Below are 17,399 nucleotides of genomic sequence, written 5' to 3'. Positions count from 1 at the left end.
AGCTCTTCGAAGAGCAGGTTGATCGCGATCCGGCCGCGACGGCAATTCTCTACGGGGAGCGCTCGCTCACTTATGCGGAGCTCAACGCCGCTGCCAATGCTGTTGCCTGGCAATTGCAGAGATGCGGGGTTGGCCGGGGCAGTCTGGCAGGCCTGTCCATGGAACGCTGCCCGGAAGAAATGATCGCCATGCTGGGGATCATCAAGGCAGGAGCGGCGTATCTGCCGCTGGACTTCTCTTATCCCAAGACCCGCATTCACTCCATGCTGACCGACAGCCGTGCCGGAATCGTGCTGACGACTGCGCAGCAATGCCAGGAGTTTTCCACCCTGAACGTCGATTGTCTGGCGATCGAAGAGCTCATGAAGGGCGACGAATCTTCGAACCCGCCGCACAGCAATACCTGCGAGGATCTTGCCTATGTCATGTACACGTCGGGATCGACTGGCGCTCCGAAGGGAGCGGCAATTCCGCACCGCGCCATTGTTCGATTGGTCTGCGATACGGACTATGTAGAGCTCGTGCCTGGCACGAGAGTGGCGCAGGCCTCGAACGTATCCTTCGATGCTGCGACGTTCGAGGCGTGGGGCGCGCTCCTTAATGGAGGCGTGGCCGTAATTCTTCCGCGCGAAATCGTTCTGTCTCCCTCGGCCCTGGCCGAAGCATTGCAGGAGTATCGGGTCGACACGCTTTTTCTGACGACATCTCTCTTCAATCAAATGGCGAAGGAGGCGCCGGGATCGTTTGCCGGCGTGCGCGACGTCCTCGTAGGCGGAGAGGCGGCCGATCCGCGGTGCATGCGTTCGGTGTTGCGAGATGGGCCTCCGGGAAGGCTGCTGAATGCATATGGGCCGACCGAGAACACCACCTTCAGCTGCTGGTATCTGCTGCGTTCCATCGCGGAGGATGCGGAGTCGGTATCCATCGGACGTGCAGTTGCGAATTCGCGCGCCTACATTCTCGATGCGGATCTGAAGCCGGTTCCACTGGGTGTCACCGGCGAGCTTTATGTCGCGGGCAGAGGTCTTGCGCGAGGGTATTTCCACCGGCCCGGATTGACGGCCGAACGCTTCGTAGCCAATCCCTACGCCACGCAATCCGGCGAAATCATGTATCGCACCGGAGATCGCGCGCGCTGGAGTGCTGAGGGTCAGATCGAGTTCATTGGACGCGCCGACTTCCAGGTGAAGATCCGGGGCTTTCGCATCGAGTTAGGCGAGATTGAATCAGCGTTGCGAAATCATCCAGATGTCGCAGACGCGTTGCTGACGGTCCACGAGCACACGGGGCAGAAGCAGCTGCTGGCCTATGTCGTCGGACGTCGCGAGCCAGCGGAGCAGACCGGCCTGCACCGGTCGCACGTGACACGCTGGCAGGAACTCTACGAGACGATCTATTCCGAAGGCGCGGCAGAAGACGGCGATTTCGACATCTCAGGATGGCAGAGCAGTTACACCGGGCAGCCCATAGCGCCCGGAGAAATGCGCATCTGGGTCGACGAGACGGTTGCGAGCCTTCGTCGACTGAAGGCTGCGAACGTTGTAGAAGTAGGTTGCGGAACCGGATTGCTGCTCACGCGTCTTGCGACCGGAAGTAAGAGCTATACCGGACTCGATTTCTCCGGCAAGGCTCTGGACAAACTGGGGCGCTATCTCGCCACTCGCCGCGATCTCGCTCATGTGGAGCTTCGGCAGGGGTTGGCGCACGATCTCAGTTTTCTGGCTGACGACAGTGTCGACCTCGTGATCCTGAATTCCATTGTGCAATATTTCCCGGATACCGGGTACCTGATGCAAGTGCTGAACGAGGCATTGCGTGTAACCCGGCGAGGCGGGCATATCTTTGTCGGCGATGTGCGGAGCCTGCCGTTGTTGGGTGCATATCACGCATCCGTGCAGATGCATCAGGCCAGCCCCGAAACCTCACTCTCGGATCTGCGTCAGCGTGTGCTTCGCGCACAGCTTGCCGATAAAGAGCTGCTTCTCAATCCACAGTTGTTCTTCGACCTGGCCAGCCGTGGGGAAAAGGCCGGGCGGTGTGAGGTATCGCTCAAAGCAGGCGCGTATGACAACGAGCTTAGCCGATTCCGTTATGACGTCGCGATCACCGTGGGCGTCAGGGAGGCGATTGAAGAGCCAGTGGTCTGGGTGCAATGGGATGAAGCCGGCATCTGGCGCGAAAAGCTGGAGGAAGCATTCGCGGCGGCGCCGGAGGAGTCCGTTGCAGTTCGCGGCCTGCGCGACCGCCGTATAGCGGGCACAGTACAAATCGCGAGCCTGCTGTCATCGGGAGATTATGACATCCGCGATGTCGCGCAGCTTCGCGCGGCAACTGCGCATGTTTCCGGAGAAGATCCCGATGCCGTGATGCAGCTGGCGCAGAGTCTCGGCGTCGAGGTTTCCTGGCGCGGCTTCAACAGCAGCGGAGTCTATGAAGCCATCTTCCATCCGCGCTGGCATCCTGCAGTTCCGCTGGAGGAGACGCCGGCCGCACACTATCGGCAATTTACCAACGATCCGTCGCGGACCGCAGTCGACAATCAGCTGGGATGGTCGCTGCGGGAATACCTGAAGGATTCTCTGCCCGAATACATGATTCCGGTGTCGGTCGTTGTGCTGCCTGCCTGGCCGCTTACTGCAAATGGCAAGCTGGATCGTGCGGCATTGCCGGTGCCAGGAAGATCCGCGCGCACAACCGGCGAATACCAGGAGCCGCAAGGAGAAACGGCAAGAGTTCTCGCCGCGATCTGGGAATCAGTGCTCGGGCTCGACCTGGTCGGGCACACGGACAACTTCTTCGCACTGGGCGGCCATTCGCTCCTCGCTACTCAAGTAATGAGCCGGGTGCGTGACGCCTTTGGAGTGGAACTTCGGGTGCGAGCTCTCTTCGACGCGCCACGACTGGATGATCTGGCAAAGGTGCTTGAAGAAGCGCGGCGCGGGAAGCCTGAGGCGCGGCCCAGGCTGGAGGCCCGATCGAGGCCGGCTGAGATTCCACTGTCTTATGCGCAGCAGCGGCTGTGGTTTATCGATCGACTGCAGGGTGACAGCCGTGAATACCACATGCCCGAGGCACTCCATCTTAAAGGCGAATTGAATCTCGAAGCGTTGCAGCGCACCGTCCAGACGATTGTGGATCGGCATGAAAGTCTGCGCACCCACTTCTCTGAGAAAGACGGTCAGCCGGTGCAGGTCATCGAAGCCGAACTGCGGATCAGCGTGCCGCTCGAGGATCTGAGTGATTTGGCTGGAGCCCTCCGCGAAGCAGCTGTGATCGACGCGATGCGCCGTGAATCGCACGATCCCTTCCACCTTAGCCGAGGTCCGGTACTGCGCTTCAAGCTGCTGAAGCTGGCAGCGGAAGAACATATTCTGCTCCGCACCTGTCATCACATCGCCTCGGATGGCTGGTCGACGGGCGTCTTCAATCGCGAATTCGGGCAACTCTATGAAGCGTACAGCGAAGGCCTGGAAAATCCGCTGCAACCTCTGGCGGTGCAATACGCCGATTTCACGCTCTGGCAGCGGAGTTGGCTGGAGGGTGGAGCACTGCAGGAGGGCCTCGACTACTGGAAGCGGGAACTGGCGGGCATTCCTGAGAGGTTGGAACTTCCCTTGGATCGCCCGCGTCCTGCCCAGCCGGTGTATGCAGCCGATGTTGTGAGCGTAAGTGTCGCAGCCGAACAAACTGCGAGGCTGAAGGCGCTGAGCCGCGAAAATGGCGCGACGATCTACATGACACTCCTGGCCGCGTTCGCCCTGACGCTCGAACGCCACACCGGTCAGCAGGACATCGTCGCCGGCTCGCCGATAGCCAATCGTCAGGACTCCCAATTGGAAGATCTGATCGGGGTTTTCGTCAACACGCTCGTGATGCGGGTAAAGGTAACGCCTGGGATTAGCTTTCGCCAGCTTCTGAGCGAGGTACGGCGAAGCACGCTCGATGCCTATCAACATCAGGACATCCCATTCGAGCGCTTGGTCGAAGAGCTTTCACCCGAGAGGTCGGTGAACTCGACGCCTATCTTCCAGGTTAGTTTCGCGGTGCAGAATGCGCCCTCACAGAAGAGCCAGCTCAAGGGAATCAAAATCTCGCTGGTGGCGAGCGAAGAGCGCAGCGTGCGCTATGACTTTGAACTGCATTGGTTGGAACAGGGCGAATCGCTGCAGCTCTACTGGCTGTACAAGAAAGATCTCTTCGACGCGTGGCGTATCGAGCAGATGGCGCAACGCTACATGCGCATTCTCGAAAATGTTCTGGAGTCTTCGGAGCAGGCTCTTTCCGCACTCGGTCAGTTATCTGCAGAGGAGCGGGGTCGCGTGTTGGAGGAATTTAACGCGACGGAGTTCGAAGTAGCTGCGGGAACGTTAGTGGATCGCTTCGAAGATCAGGTGGATCCCAGCGGGTCATCAACGGCGTTGTGGTTTGACGGGGAGACGGTGAGCTACGACGAGCTGAATCGGCGAGCGAACCGCGTGGCGCATTTTCTTATCGGCCGCGGAGTGGGTCCGGAGAGCCTAGTTGGCATCTGCATGGAGCGAACGCCTGCGATGGTGGTGGCCATCCTGGGCGCGCTGAAGGCGGGAGCCGGCTATGTGCCGCTCGATCCGGAATATCCATCCGAGCGCCTGCAACAGATGCTGGAGGGAGTCTCTGTGGTGCTGAGCAGCGCGGAGCACCGACCCCATCTTCCGGCATCGATCGATGTGGTTGATCTGGATGAGACCAGTCTGGATCGGGACGGCTTGGGCACTGCGGAGCATAACCCGTCGGACGCGGAGCGGGTGAGTGCTCTGCAGGCAGCGCATACGGCTTATGTGATTTATACGTCGGGCTCGATGGGTACGCCGAAGGGTGTGGTGGTTGAGCATCGTGCGCTGCTGAACCACATGGAGTGGATGTGCGCGCAGTATCCGGTAGACGAGCGAGACACAGTTCTGTTCCGCACCTCGATGAGCTTCGATGCGGCGGTGTGGGAGCTGTTCTTGCCGCTTCTCAGCGGTTCGCGTGTGTGTATGGTGAGTGCGGAGACGTCGCGCGATCCCATGGCGCTGCATGCAGCGATGGAGCGTGCAGGGGTTACCGTTGCACAGTTTGTGCCGACGCTGTTGGAGGCGGTATGCGCGTCGGATATGCACAAGCCGAGCGGTCTGCGCATGGTCTTTTCCGGTGGCGAAGCTCTTTCGAACCAACTGGCACGGAAAGTGGAGCGGAGCTGGGGCGTGCCGCTGGTGAACCTGTACGGTCCGACGGAGACGACGGTGCAGGTGACGCATCATGCGTGCGCCGCTGATTTGCCGGAGGCGGGCGCTGTGCCGATCGGCCGCCCGATCGCGAATACGCGGCTGTATTTGCTAGATGACAACCTTGAACCTGTGCCATTGGGTGTGGCGGGAGAGCTCTATGTGTCGGGGACAAACCTTGCGCGTGGCTATCTGGGGCGTGCGGCGCTGACGGCGGAGCGCTTTGTAGCGAATCCCTACCAGCGTGGAGCGTTGATGTACCGGACCGGCGACAGCGCGCGCTGGAAGCCGGATGGGATCCTGGAGTTTCTGGGCCGTGCCGATCAGCAGATGAAGATACGCGGCTATCGCATCGAGCCCGGTGAGATCGAAGCCGCACTCAAAGATCTCCCCGATATCGCTCACGCCGCCGTCGATCTTCGCGCGAACGATCCGCGCCAGAACGGTCACGGAGCCGCACAGCTGGTGGCCTGGGTGGTTCCAACTGAAGGCCGCACACCCGAACCGGACGCTCTGCGCCGCGCGCTTTCCGATCGTCTTCCCCGCCACATGGTGCCTTCGGCCTTTCTCACATTGGCCGCGCTGCCCCTCACCGTTAACGGCAAGCTGGATCGGCGCAGCCTACCCATGCCGGATCGCAATGGCCACTCGCATCGAATGCCGCGGTCGGTTACCGAGGAGGAGCTGTGCCGGATCTTTGCCGAGGTCCTCTCGATCCCCAAAGTCGGCATCGATGACGACTTCTTCGCGCTGGGCGGACACTCGTTGCTGGTCACACGCGTGGTGAGCCGGGTGAGGAATGCACTCGGTGCGGAGCTATCCATCCGCACGATGTGGGACTCGCCCACGGTCGCGGAACTGGCAGAAAAACTTGCCCTGACGAAAGCCGCGGGCCGATCCGCAGTTCAATACGCAAGGTCTTCCACTGTCGTAAGGAGGCAAACCACCAATGCTTGACGAAGCGATCCTCATCGGAGAAGAAGGCTACGATACCGAAGCTGGCTGCACTGTGTGGTGGGATGGAACGGGGTGGTCCTATACGCGGCCGGTGCAGCCCCTTGCCGCGCAGACACGTCCCTCCCATATCCCTCTTTCGTTCGCGCAGCAACGCCTGTGGTTCCTGAGTCAACTCAGTTCTTCGAGTGTGGAGTACAACATTCCCCAGGCAATGCGCCTTCGCGGCCCCGTGAATGTGACGGCCATGGAAATGGCCGTCAATGCCATCGTCGCGCGTCATGAGAGCCTGCGCACCCGTTTTGTTGACGTAAGCGGCACGCCCGAGCAGATTGTCGACAACTCGCTGCAGATCGCCATCCCCGTAGAGCAGCGGCGTGGACTCGAAGAACATTCGCGGCTCCAGACCATGGCGGAGGCTGCAAGAAAAGAAGCGGGTGAGCCATTCGATCTGAGCCGCGGTCCTCTCCTGCGAGCCAAGTTGCTGGAGCTGGACGATGAGGATCATCTCCTGCTGATCACGCTTCATCACATCGTTTCGGATGGCTGGTCTTCGTCCATTTTGAGCCGGGAATTTGCGCTGCTGTACGAAGCCTTTTGCGAAGGCCGCGAGAACCCGCTGACGCCCCTGCCGGTGCAGTACGCCGATTTCACACTCTGGCAGCGCAATCATCTCGAAGGCGGTGCTCTGGCCTCCGGCCTCGAATATTGGAAAGAGGAACTGGCCGGCATACCGGCGCGCCTTGAGCTTCCTTCGGACCGGCCCCGGCCTCCGGTGCAAACGTTTGCTGCGGGTGTCGGCGTCGCGCATCTTTCCCCTGACCAACTGGCCGCATTCCAACCTATGCTGCAGGCCGGCCATGCGACGCTCTACATGGCGTTGCTCGCATCGTTCGCCGTGCTCCTCGAGCGCTACACCGGCCAGCAGGACATTGTCGTCGGTACGCCGATTGCCAACCGCCTCGACGCGCAACTCGAAGACCTGATCGGCTTCTTCGTGAACTCGCTGGTGATGCGGGTACGCGTCAACCCTGACCTCACCTTCCGCGAGCTGCTCGGCCAGGTAAAGCAGACTACGCTCGACGCATACGACCATCAGGACGTGCCTTTTGAGCGCATCGTGGGCGAGTTGTCTCCGGAGCGAAGTCTCAATGCGAGCCCGCTTTTTCAAGTCGTCTTCGCCCTGCAGAATGCGCCCTCGCGTCCCCAAAGCCTGAAGGGATTGCAGCTCGAGCCCGTGGCGGTTGAGGAGATGCACGCGCGTTTCGACCTGGATGTGAATGCCGTCGAAAGCGAGTCTGGATTAGACATTTACTGGCTCTATAACAGTGATCTTTTCGATGCGTGGCGCATCGAGCAGATGGCACGGCATCATCGAGAGCTCATCGAGAATGTCCTGAGAAGTCCGGATCTCCCGCTGCGGCGCTTTGCCATACTTTCGGACACCGACCAGCGGCGGCTCCTCGACGACTTCAATCCGGCGCCCCGCGAACTTCGCGACACAACCGTGGTGCAGCTGTTCGAGGAGCAGGTAGAGCGCAATCCTGCTGCAGTGGCGCTGGTGCATGGCGAGGAGCGGTTGAGCTATCGCTCGCTGAATGCTCGCGCCAATCGCTTGGCCAACCATCTGATCGCTATGGGTGCGGGGCCTGAGGCATTCATCGGGATTTGCCTGGATCGCTCGATCGAAATGGTGGTGGCCCTGCTCGCCGTATTGAAGGCGGGAGCCGCTTATGTACCGCTCGATCCAGCGTATCCGGAGGCGCGGCTGGAATACATGGTGGCAGACGCTGCACCACTGCTTATCCTGAGTGCAACTGCCGTGCAACGCAGACTTCCCAATGCCGCCCGCATCCTTCCGCTTGATGCTGCCGACACCATGCAGGCCGTATCTGAAGCCTCCGAGCAGAATCCTCTCAACAGGGAGCGCACATTCCCGCTTCTGTCGCGGCATCCGGCCTACATGATGTACACCTCCGGATCCACCGGCAAACCTAAAGGCGTAGTGGTCGAACATCGCAGCATCGTCACCTTCGCGGCCTGGGCAGGAAGCATCTACACCCCCGAGGAGTGGTCCGGGGTGCTGGCCTCTACCTCGATCTGTTTCGATCTTTCTGTCTTTGAACTTCTGTTGACGCCCATTCACGGCGGTACCGTGATCCTTGCTGCTTCAGCTCTCGAGCTGCAGCATCTCGCCGCGCGGGATCAGGTGCGGCTTGTCAATACGGTGCCTTCTGCGGCGCAGACATTGCTTGAATTACGCGCGTTGCCGTCTGGTGTTCGAACAGTGAATCTGTGCGGCGAGATACTCAGAGGCTCCCTGGTCCAGGGACTTTACGGATTCGAGCACATCGAACGTGTCTATAACCTGTACGGCCCGACAGAAGACACAACATATTCGACGATCAGCCTTTGTTCGCGTGACTCCGCGGGAGATCCGGATATCGGAACGCCTCTGTGGAATTCACGCGCGTATGTGCTCGATTCCCAACTGCAGCTTTCTCCCGTTGGCGTGGAGGGTGATCTGTATCTGGCCGGCGACGGTATCGCGCGAGGATATTGGCGACGTGCGCAGCGGACAGCGGAACGTTTTGTTGCCGATCCCCACGGCGCTCCGGCGGAGCGAATGTACCGGACCGGCGATCGCGCCCGCTGGCGTGTGGACGGCAAGCTCGAGTTCCTGGGGCGCGTCGATCACCAAGTGAAGATTCGCGGATTCCGAGTAGAACCAGGTGAGATCGAAGCCGTTCTGCAAGAGCAGCCGGGGATAGCTCAGCAGACCGTGTTGGCCCGCGAAGATGGCCCGGGTGGCAAATATCTGGTTGCATATGTCGTGCTTGAAAAAGGTTTTGATCCGGATATCACTGCACTGCGGCGAGCGCTCGTTGAGCGTCTGCCGGATTACATGATTCCCTCGGCGTTTGAATTCCTGAGCGCTCTCCCCCGCACACCGAACGGAAAACTGGACCGCGCAGCATTGCCGTCGCCGCATCGTCGAGCAACGTTGCCAAAACCAGAGGACGCTGTTTCCGCTTCCGGCATGGAGCAGATGGTGGCGTCCGTATGGCGCCAGGTGCTGGGGATGGAACACATCGGGTTGGAGGAAAACTTTTTCGATCTCGGAGGAGATTCTCTGCTGCTGATCAAGCTGCTATCGCAGCTGCGCGAGAAAGTCAGCTCCGATATCGCCACCATCGATCTGTTCCGTTACCCCAAGATCAGACTCCTCGCCGCATTTCTCGATGGACTCAAGACCTTGAAGCCGATGGCGGCGAAGGAAAGCAGCGGTCCCAGCCTCGAGAGCCCGCGTCCGGAAGATCGTGCTCAAAAGCAGAGAGAGGCCGTGCAGCAGCTGGCTGCACGGCGCACACAACGCAGCAACGGTCGCATGGAGATGAATTCGTGAGCGATTCGTCTGCGCCCGAGCCGCAGGAAATGACGAATGCCATCGCGGTGGTTGGCATTGGCTGCCGTTTTCCCGACGCGATAAATGGAGCTGAATACTGGAACAATCTCGTCTCCGGCCATGAATCGATCCGGGAGCTGACAGATGACGATCTGCGGCTTGCGGGTCAAGATCCGGCGGTTCGAAACCGGCGCGATTTCGTTGGACGGGGCGTAGTCCTCGCGGATGTCGACAAGTTCGACCCTGCATTTTTTGGAATCAATCCGCGTGAGGCCGAAATCATCGATCCCCAGCAGCGCCTCTTTCTCGAGTGTGCGTGGGAGGCGCTCGAGGATGCGGGAATCGATCCGAGCCGGGAAGATGCGCTGATCGGAGTCTTCGGCGGCGCGGATTTGCCGAGCTATCTGTTCAACCTCTACAACAATCCGGCTCTGGTTACAGCGACAGGAATATTTGCGCTTGCAGTGGCAAACGATAAGGACCATCTGACCACCCGCGTCGCATACAAGCTCAATCTTCGCGGTCCTGCTGTCACCGTTCAAACGGCCTGCTCGACATCGTTGGTTGCGGTCTGCCAGGCGTGCCAGAGTCTGCTCCATTACCAGTCCGATATCGCGCTTGCGGGCGGTGTTTCCATCTTTGTGCCGCAAGGCGGCGGCTACTTCTGGACGCAGGGCGGCATCAACTCGAAGGACGGCCATTGCCGCGCCTACGACGCCTCTTCTGACGGCACCGTGGGCGGCGCTGGCGCCGGGATCGTTGTCCTCAAGCGACACGAGGATGCGCTTGCGAACGGAGACCAGATCTATGCGGTGATTCGCGGATTCGGGCTGAGCAACGACGGCGCGGATAAGATCGGCTATACCGCGCCGAGCGTTGATGGGCAGGCGCGCGCCATTAGCGCAGCGCTGGCCATGGCTGGCTTCGACCCCGACAGCATTGGTTATATCGAAGGCCACGGAACGGGCACGGCGTTGGGCGATCCCGTGGAATTGGCCGCGCTCACTCAGGTTTTTCGGATGCAGACCGCGCGCCGGCAATTCTGCGGTCTGGGATCGGTGAAGACCAACCTGGGCCACTTAAGCGTCGCAGCAGGAATCGCTGGCCTGATCAAGACGGTGCTGGCGCTGCAGCACAAAACTTTGCCGCCTAGTCTTCACTATCATTCCCCCAACCCTGGGCTCGATCTCGAAAACAGTCCGTTCTACATCGTGGATCGGCTGCAGCCATGGGAAAGCGCAGGCGGTCCGCGTCGCGCGGGTGTGAGCTCGTTCGGGATTGGTGGCACCAATGCCCACGTCGTTCTCGAGGAACCGTCGCAGGTTGCGAAGTCCATTAGTAACCGCGATTGGCAGTTGTTACCGGTGTCGAACAAAACGCAGGCCGCGCTCGATCAGGCGACGGCCAATCTGGTGCGACACCTGGATCAGCATCCAGATCAGCATCCGGATCAGCATCCCGGCATCAACATCGCGGATGTCTCCTGGACTCTCGGCGTAGGGCGGCAACCGTTCGAGCATCGACGCGCACTGTTGTTGCAGACCAGCAACGTGGCGGAGGCACAATCGGCATGGGAGCGTAGCGATCCCGGCTATGTCATCTCCGGAACGGCTTCGCGGTTGCCTGTGGTCTTTCTCTTTCCCGGCCAGGGCTCCCAGCATGCAGGAATGGGCGGTGAGCTCTCCAGCTCAGAGCCGGTCTTTCGCCGGCATCTCGATGAGTGTCACGCGATTCTGCGGAACTGCACAGGATTGGACTTTGCAAGTCCCGAGGCCCAGAGCGCGATCAATCGAACGGAGATCGCCCAACCGGCGCTGTTCGCAATCGAATACTCGCTGGCGCAGCTCTGGATGCATTGGGGCATCGCTCCATCTGCGATGGCCGGACACAGCATCGGCGAATATGTGGCCGCCTGTCTGGCCGGTGTCCTCTCCCTGCGGGACGCGCTGGAACTGGTGGCGGCGCGAGGCAAGCTTATGCAGGCGCTGCCCGCTGGCGCGATGTTGAGCGTCCCTTTGCCGGAAGAGGAGCTGGGCGATTTTCTTCGCGGTGGCCTCTCGCTTTCTGGGGTCAATGGTCGATCGCTCTCGGTCCTCTCGGGAACAGTGCAGGAAATTGAGCGCGCGGAAACAGAGTTGGCAAGGCGTTCCATAGCTTTCCGCCGTCTACATACCTCGCATGCATTTCACTCTTCGATGATGGATCCCATTGTCGAGCCCTTCGTAGAACGCGTCAGCCAAATTCATCTGCGCGCGCCGATGCTTCCTTATCTCTCCAACCTGACCGGAACATGGATCAGCGCGGAGCAGGCAACCGATCCTGCCTATTGGGGACAACATCTGCGCCGGACCGTCCGCTTCGGACAGAATCTGCAAGCCCTTCACGATGGATCGCGCCGGGCGTTGCTCGAAGTGGGGCCGGGCCGCGTGCTCTCGACGCTGGCCACGTCATTTGCGAATGAAAACGGGCCGCTGGTGCTCGCGTCACTGTCGCGGGCGGAAGATCCAACACCTGCTTCGCAGACCATGATGCGCGCTGCGGCTGCGCTCTGGAGCAATGGCGCTGCTATCGATTGGCGAGGATTTCATGGCGGCGAAAGACGGATGCGGGTTTCACTGCCCACCTATCCTTTCGAGCGGCAGCGTTATTGGGTCGATTCCGTTGCTGCTCCCGCGCGCACTCTCCGCAGCGAGAAGAACGACATCAAGGAGTGGTTTTACAGGCCGGTGTGGAAACATCTGGGCGCACCAGCGGCGGCTGCTCTTCCTTCCGCTCCCTGGGTGATCGTGTGCGGAAATCATGCGCGGGCCATGGAGTTAGCCAGCGCACTCGAGAGCCGCGGCAATCATAAGGTTGTCGTTGCTTCGCCGGCGGAGATTTCTTCGCTCAAAGCTCCGCGATCGATTGTTTATTGGTGGGACCGCAAGGGCGACTCGGCCGAAAAGCCTGACGACGGCTTCTTCGGTCTCCTTGCTCTTGTTCAGGCCATCGCCGGTTCCTCTCAGTCTCAGATCGTGAATCTGTTCGTCGTTACATCCGGGACTGGCAAAGTTTCGCCCGTCGATCAGGTGAGGCCGGAGAACGCGTTGCTGGCGGGTGCGTGCAAAGTCATCGCTCAAGAGCTTCCCCAGTTGCACACGCGATTCATCGATGTTCCTGCAGATGATGCATCGCTGCCGATTCTCATTCAAGAGTTGCTCTCCGGAAGCGAAGAGCGCCAGGTTGCGCTTCGCTCCGATGGGCGATGGGCAATCGACTTTGAAGCTCTACGGCTCGATGCGGCGGATGCCGCGTGCCGCTTCCGGCAGAACGGCGTCTATCTTATCACTGGCGGGCTCGGCGGCATGGGACTCGCACTCGCCGCACATCTTGCGTCGCGATGGCAGGCAAAGCTCGTCCTCATCTCACGTTCAGCCAGCCACCCCGACGCTGGATGGGACATCGAAAAGATTCGCTGGATTCAGGAGATACAGAGCTCCGGCGCCGAGCTGATGATTGAAAGCGCCGACGTCACCGATCCCGTCGCCGTGCGCGAGCTCCGAGGAAAGATTCATCAGCGTTTCGGCGCGATCAATGGCATTCTCCACTGCGCCGGTGTTGCCGGCGGCGGCGTGATTCAGCTCAGAACTGCTGAGCAAGCCAATCGTGTAATGGCCGCAAAGGTTCTGGGGACTCAAATCCTGTGGGACACATTCGGCGGTGACCCGCTGGATTTTTTCCTGATGTCCTCCTCGATCAACGCCGTGATGGGCGGCTTTGGGCAGATAGACTATGCAGCCGCCAACTGCTACCTGGACGCATTTGCCGAAAGCCGCGCCGCCGCTTTTCCTGTGGTCTCCGTGAACTGGGATACATGGGCAGAAGTTGGGATGGCTGTCGAAACGGAAATTCCCGACGCGCTGAAGGCGCAACGGGAGTTGAGCCTGCGAAACGGCATCACTCCGGCCGAAGGCGGCTTGGCCCTGGAATTCGCGTTGAGTGCAAATGCACCCCGCGTTGTAGTTTCGACGACCGGACTTCATGCCCGAATCCGCGATGCGCAGATGCAAGAGCACATGCCGGTGCGCACTGTGCTGCCAAGCGTCTCCCTGTCTCGCCATGCGCGTCCCAACTTACCCAATCCATACGTTGCGCCGAAGGATGCCGCGGAACAGGCCATCGCAGGCATATGGTCGGAGCTGCTTGGGATCGATCAGGTTGGAGCCGACGACGATTTCCTCGCATCCGGCGGCCACTCTTTGCTAGCGATTCAATTGCTGGCGCGCCTTCGAGAGGCTTTCAATGTTGAACTCTCGATAGCGGGGTTCTTCGAGAAGCCGACCGTGCGCGGGCTAGCTATTCAGTTACGTGGAGCGGGCTCGGCGCGCACCGCACTGGTACCGCAATCACGGGTCGGTCGAATCCCACTTTCCTATGCGCAACAGCGCTTGTGGTTTTTGCAACGCCGCGATGGAGTGAGCGCCACCTACAACATCGCCGTTGCCTTCAGGCTGGAGGGCGCACTCGATCAAGCCGCGCTGGAAGCGGCTTTCGCCGACCTGATCGCGCGCCATGAGAGCCTGCGGACCATCTTCCCCGATGAGGATGGCATACCTTACCAGCGTGTGCTCGCAGCCGATGAGACAGCGCTGCGTTGGATCAAGGAAGAGTGCGAAGAGTCGGCGATTGCGGGGCTGCTGGCGGCCGCTTCTTCGACAGGAATCGACATAACTCAAGAGATCCCTCTGCGGGTGTGGTCGTTCACCTTGGGAGCGGACCAGCACGTTCTCTTGATCGTCCTTCATCACATCGCAGGAGATGAGTGGTCGCTGCGGCCTCTCGCCCGTGATCTGGCGCATGCGTATGAAGCGCGAAGCCGAGGCAGTGAGCCGAAGTACGAGCCACTTGGCGTGCAATATGCCGACTACAGCGTGTGGCAGCGGGAGCTGCTGGGCCGGGAGGGTGACGCGGAGAGTGAGCTGGAGCGGCAGTTGTCGTATTGGCGCGGCGCACTCGCGAGTTTGCCTGAGGAGCTTCGGTTGCCTGTGGATCGAGCGCGTCCGTCGGTCCCGAGCTACCGCGGAGGGACGGTAGGGCTGAGCGTCAGCGCGGCGGTGCACGAGCGACTGGTGGAGGTGGCGCGACGCACAGGCGCGAGCCTGTTCATGGTGCTGCAGGCGGGTCTTGCAGCGCTACTGTCGCGCCTGGGCTTGGAGGATGAGATAGCTCTGGGGAGCCCGGTGGCAGGGCGTGGCGAGCGAGCCCTTGAGGATCTGATCGGCTTCTTCGTGAACACGCTGGTTCTGCGCACGGACGTGAGCGGCGATCCGAATTTTGTGGAGCTGGTGCAGCGTGTGCGCCGCTTCAACCTGGAGGCGTACAGCCATCAGGACGTTCCCTTCGAGCGGGTGGTCGAAGCACTGGCCCCGGACCGCTCTCTGGCGCGCCATCCTCTCTTCCAGGTCATGATCGCTCTGCAGAATACGGGCGAGAGCGAATTGCGGATGGCGAACCTCGTGGTGCGTCCGGAGCCGCTGTTGATCGCCATCGCGAAGTTTGACCTGACCTTCATCCTCTCCGAGCGCCGGGGCTCAGGCGGCGAGGCATGGGGATTGGCTGGCGGGTTGGAGTACAGCGAGGATCTCTTCGATCGCGCCACAGCGGAGCGAATCGCTCGCTGGTACGAACGTGTTTTGGAGTGCGCGTCGAAGCATCCTGAGACGCGTCTTCACCAGCTGGAGTTGATCGATGAGGCGGAGCGGCGAAATCTGTTGGATGTGTGGAACGGTGATCGTCGTGAGCGCCCGCAAGGCACGCTGGCAGGGCTATTCGAAGCGCAGGTGCGCCGCGATCCGTTGGCGCTGGCAGTGGAGAGCGGAGAAGAGCGTGTCAGTTACGGAGAGCTGAACGCGCGTGCCAATCAGATTGCGCGGCATCTTCGCGCCTCCGGTCTGCAGCGTGGTGGCTTGGTGGCGCTGCGCATGGAGCGTGGGGCGGAGATGTTGGCGGCCATGCTGGGTGTGATTAAGGCCGGCGGCTGCTATCTTCCGCTGGATCTGAGCTACCCCGCGGCGCGCGTGGAGGCGATGCTTTCCGGAAGCGGCGCGCAGTTCTATGACCTTGCCGCGGGCGCTGACCTTGCCGGTGCGTCCGATGCCAGTGAAGAGGATTTGCAGACATATGCCGGTCCAACAGATCTGGCCTATGTGATGTACACCTCGGGATCGACGGGAACGCCGAAGGGAATCGGGATCACGCAGGAAGCGATTGTGCGCCTGGTGCGGGACAGCGATTACGTGAACCTGCAGCCGGGCGATCGGATCGCGCAGGCGGCCAACGCATCGTTCGACGCGGCGACCTTCGAGATCTGGGGCGCGCTGCTGAACGGGGGCTGCGTAGTGGTGCTGCCTCGCGAGGTGATTCTGTCGCCGGAGACGATGGGCCATGCGCTGCGGGAGCGGCAGATCGACACGTTGTTCCTGACCACGGCCCTGTTCAATCAGATCGCGCGGGAGGCGCCGCAATCCTTCTCCGGGCTGCGCGACCTGCTGTTCGGAGGCGAAGCGGTAGACTCCGCGTGCGTGCGCGAGGTGCTGGCGCACGGCGCGCCCCGCCGTTTCCTTCACGTCTATGGCCCCACGGAAAATACGACATTCAGCACGTGGCACTTGGTAGAGAGCGCAGAAGAGGGAACGGTTCCTATCGGACGACCGGTCGGAAATACCCGAGTCTATGTCCTCGACGCGTGGCTGGAACCGGTTCCTGTTGGAGTGGCGGGTGAGCTGTACGTAGCGGGAGCGGGCCTGGCGCGTGGCTATCAGCAACAGCCAAGTGCAACGGCGGAACGCTTCGTGGCCGATCCCTATAGTGCAGAACCGGGTGCACGGATGTACCGGACCGGCGATCTTGTTCGTTGGACTACAGACCGTTGGACTACTGATCGCTGGACAGCCGAAGGTGCGATCGAGTTCCTGGGCCGCGTGGATCAGCAGGTCAAGATCCGCGGCTTCCGCATCGAGCCGGGCGAGATCGAGGCGTGGCTGCGCGTTCAATCGGGAGTGGAGCAGGCAGTAGTAGTGGTTCGCGAGGACGGGCCCGGCGGCCGGCAGCTGGTGGCGTATGTGAAGGCGGCGGAGGGCGCGGCATTGGACGGCGCAGAGCTTCGTCGATCGCTGAGCGAACGGCTGCCGGACTACATGGTTCCCGAGCACTACGTGATGCTGGACGAGATGCCGCTGACGGCCAACGGCAAGCTCGACCGCAAGGCGCTGCCCGCACCGCAACAGCGCAGTGGAGGCTATCGCGCTCCCCGCACTCCCCAGGAACAGATCCTCTGCGAACTCTTCGCCAGCACACTTAATCTTCAGCAAGTCGGACTCGACGATAACTTCTTCCGCCTCGGCGGCGACAGCATTGTCTCCATACAACTGGTGAGCCGGGCCCGTCGAGCGGGACTGGAGTTGACGCCTCGCGACATCTTCCAGCAGCAGACAGTAGAGAACCTGGCTCTTGTCGCCGGTCGTGCGGCGAAAACGGAACGTCCGCAATGGGATCTCGAAGCTGGAATCGGCGAGCTCCGGCCAACTCCCATCATGCGCTGGTTTGTGGAGCGGGGAGGGTGCTGGGAGCGATTCAGCCAGTCTGTTCTGCTGCGGGTTGGAAAACTGAATCAAGCTGACTTCGCGAAGGCGCTCCAGGCCCTGATCGATACGCACGATGTGCTGCGGATGCGTGTCGAAGAGGGTAGTGAATGGAAACTGCGCATCGAGCCGCGCGGCTCCGCAGACGCCGAAGCACGCGTGCGCAGTGTAAAGCTT

Annotated in this window: 3 protein-coding genes (2 of these 3 cut by a window edge); all 3 read left to right on the top strand. The window is 61.0% G+C overall.

All coding sequences use genetic code 11. From position 1 onward, the window contains the following. Tightly spaced (each overlapping or abutting the next), the 3 genes in view from XX99_RS23015 to XX99_RS23005 form a layout consistent with a single transcriptional unit that may run on beyond the window. Nucleotides 1–6,200: the 3' portion of a non-ribosomal peptide synthetase gene (locus tag XX99_RS23015; protein ID WP_050061743.1), read on the top strand. Its footprint begins 5,983 nt before the window's first position; 6,200 of the gene's 12,183 nt are visible here — the last part of the coding sequence; the start codon falls outside the window, past its left edge; it ends in the stop codon at nt 6,198–6,200. Then, nucleotides 6,193–9,603: a non-ribosomal peptide synthetase gene (locus XX99_RS23010; protein WP_050061742.1), complete on the top strand. Its 3,411-nt coding sequence runs from the start codon at nt 6,193–6,195 to the stop codon at nt 9,601–9,603. Before XX99_RS23015 ends, XX99_RS23010 begins: the two co-directional genes overlap by 8 nt. Further along, on the top strand, nt 9,600–17,399 hold the 5' portion of the coding sequence (locus XX99_RS23005; RefSeq protein WP_050061741.1) for a hybrid non-ribosomal peptide synthetase/type I polyketide synthase. 8,664 nt of this gene lie beyond the right edge of the window; the window shows 7,800 of its 16,464 coding nt (coding positions 1–7,800); the start codon lies at nt 9,600–9,602; the stop codon falls past the right edge of the window. Before XX99_RS23010 ends, XX99_RS23005 begins: the two co-directional genes overlap by 4 nt.

Source organism: Silvibacterium bohemicum, assembly GCF_001006305.1.
GTDB lineage: Bacteria > Acidobacteriota > Terriglobia > Terriglobales > Acidobacteriaceae > Silvibacterium > Silvibacterium bohemicum.
Note: the sequence above shows the minus strand (reverse complement) of the source record. Positions and strands in the feature narration are given on the sequence as shown.

Coding starts and splice junctions, on each gene's coding strand:
- XX99_RS23010 (WP_050061742.1), top strand. CDS start 6,193: ATGCTTGACGAAGCGATCCTCATCGGAGAAGAAGGCTACGATACCGAA.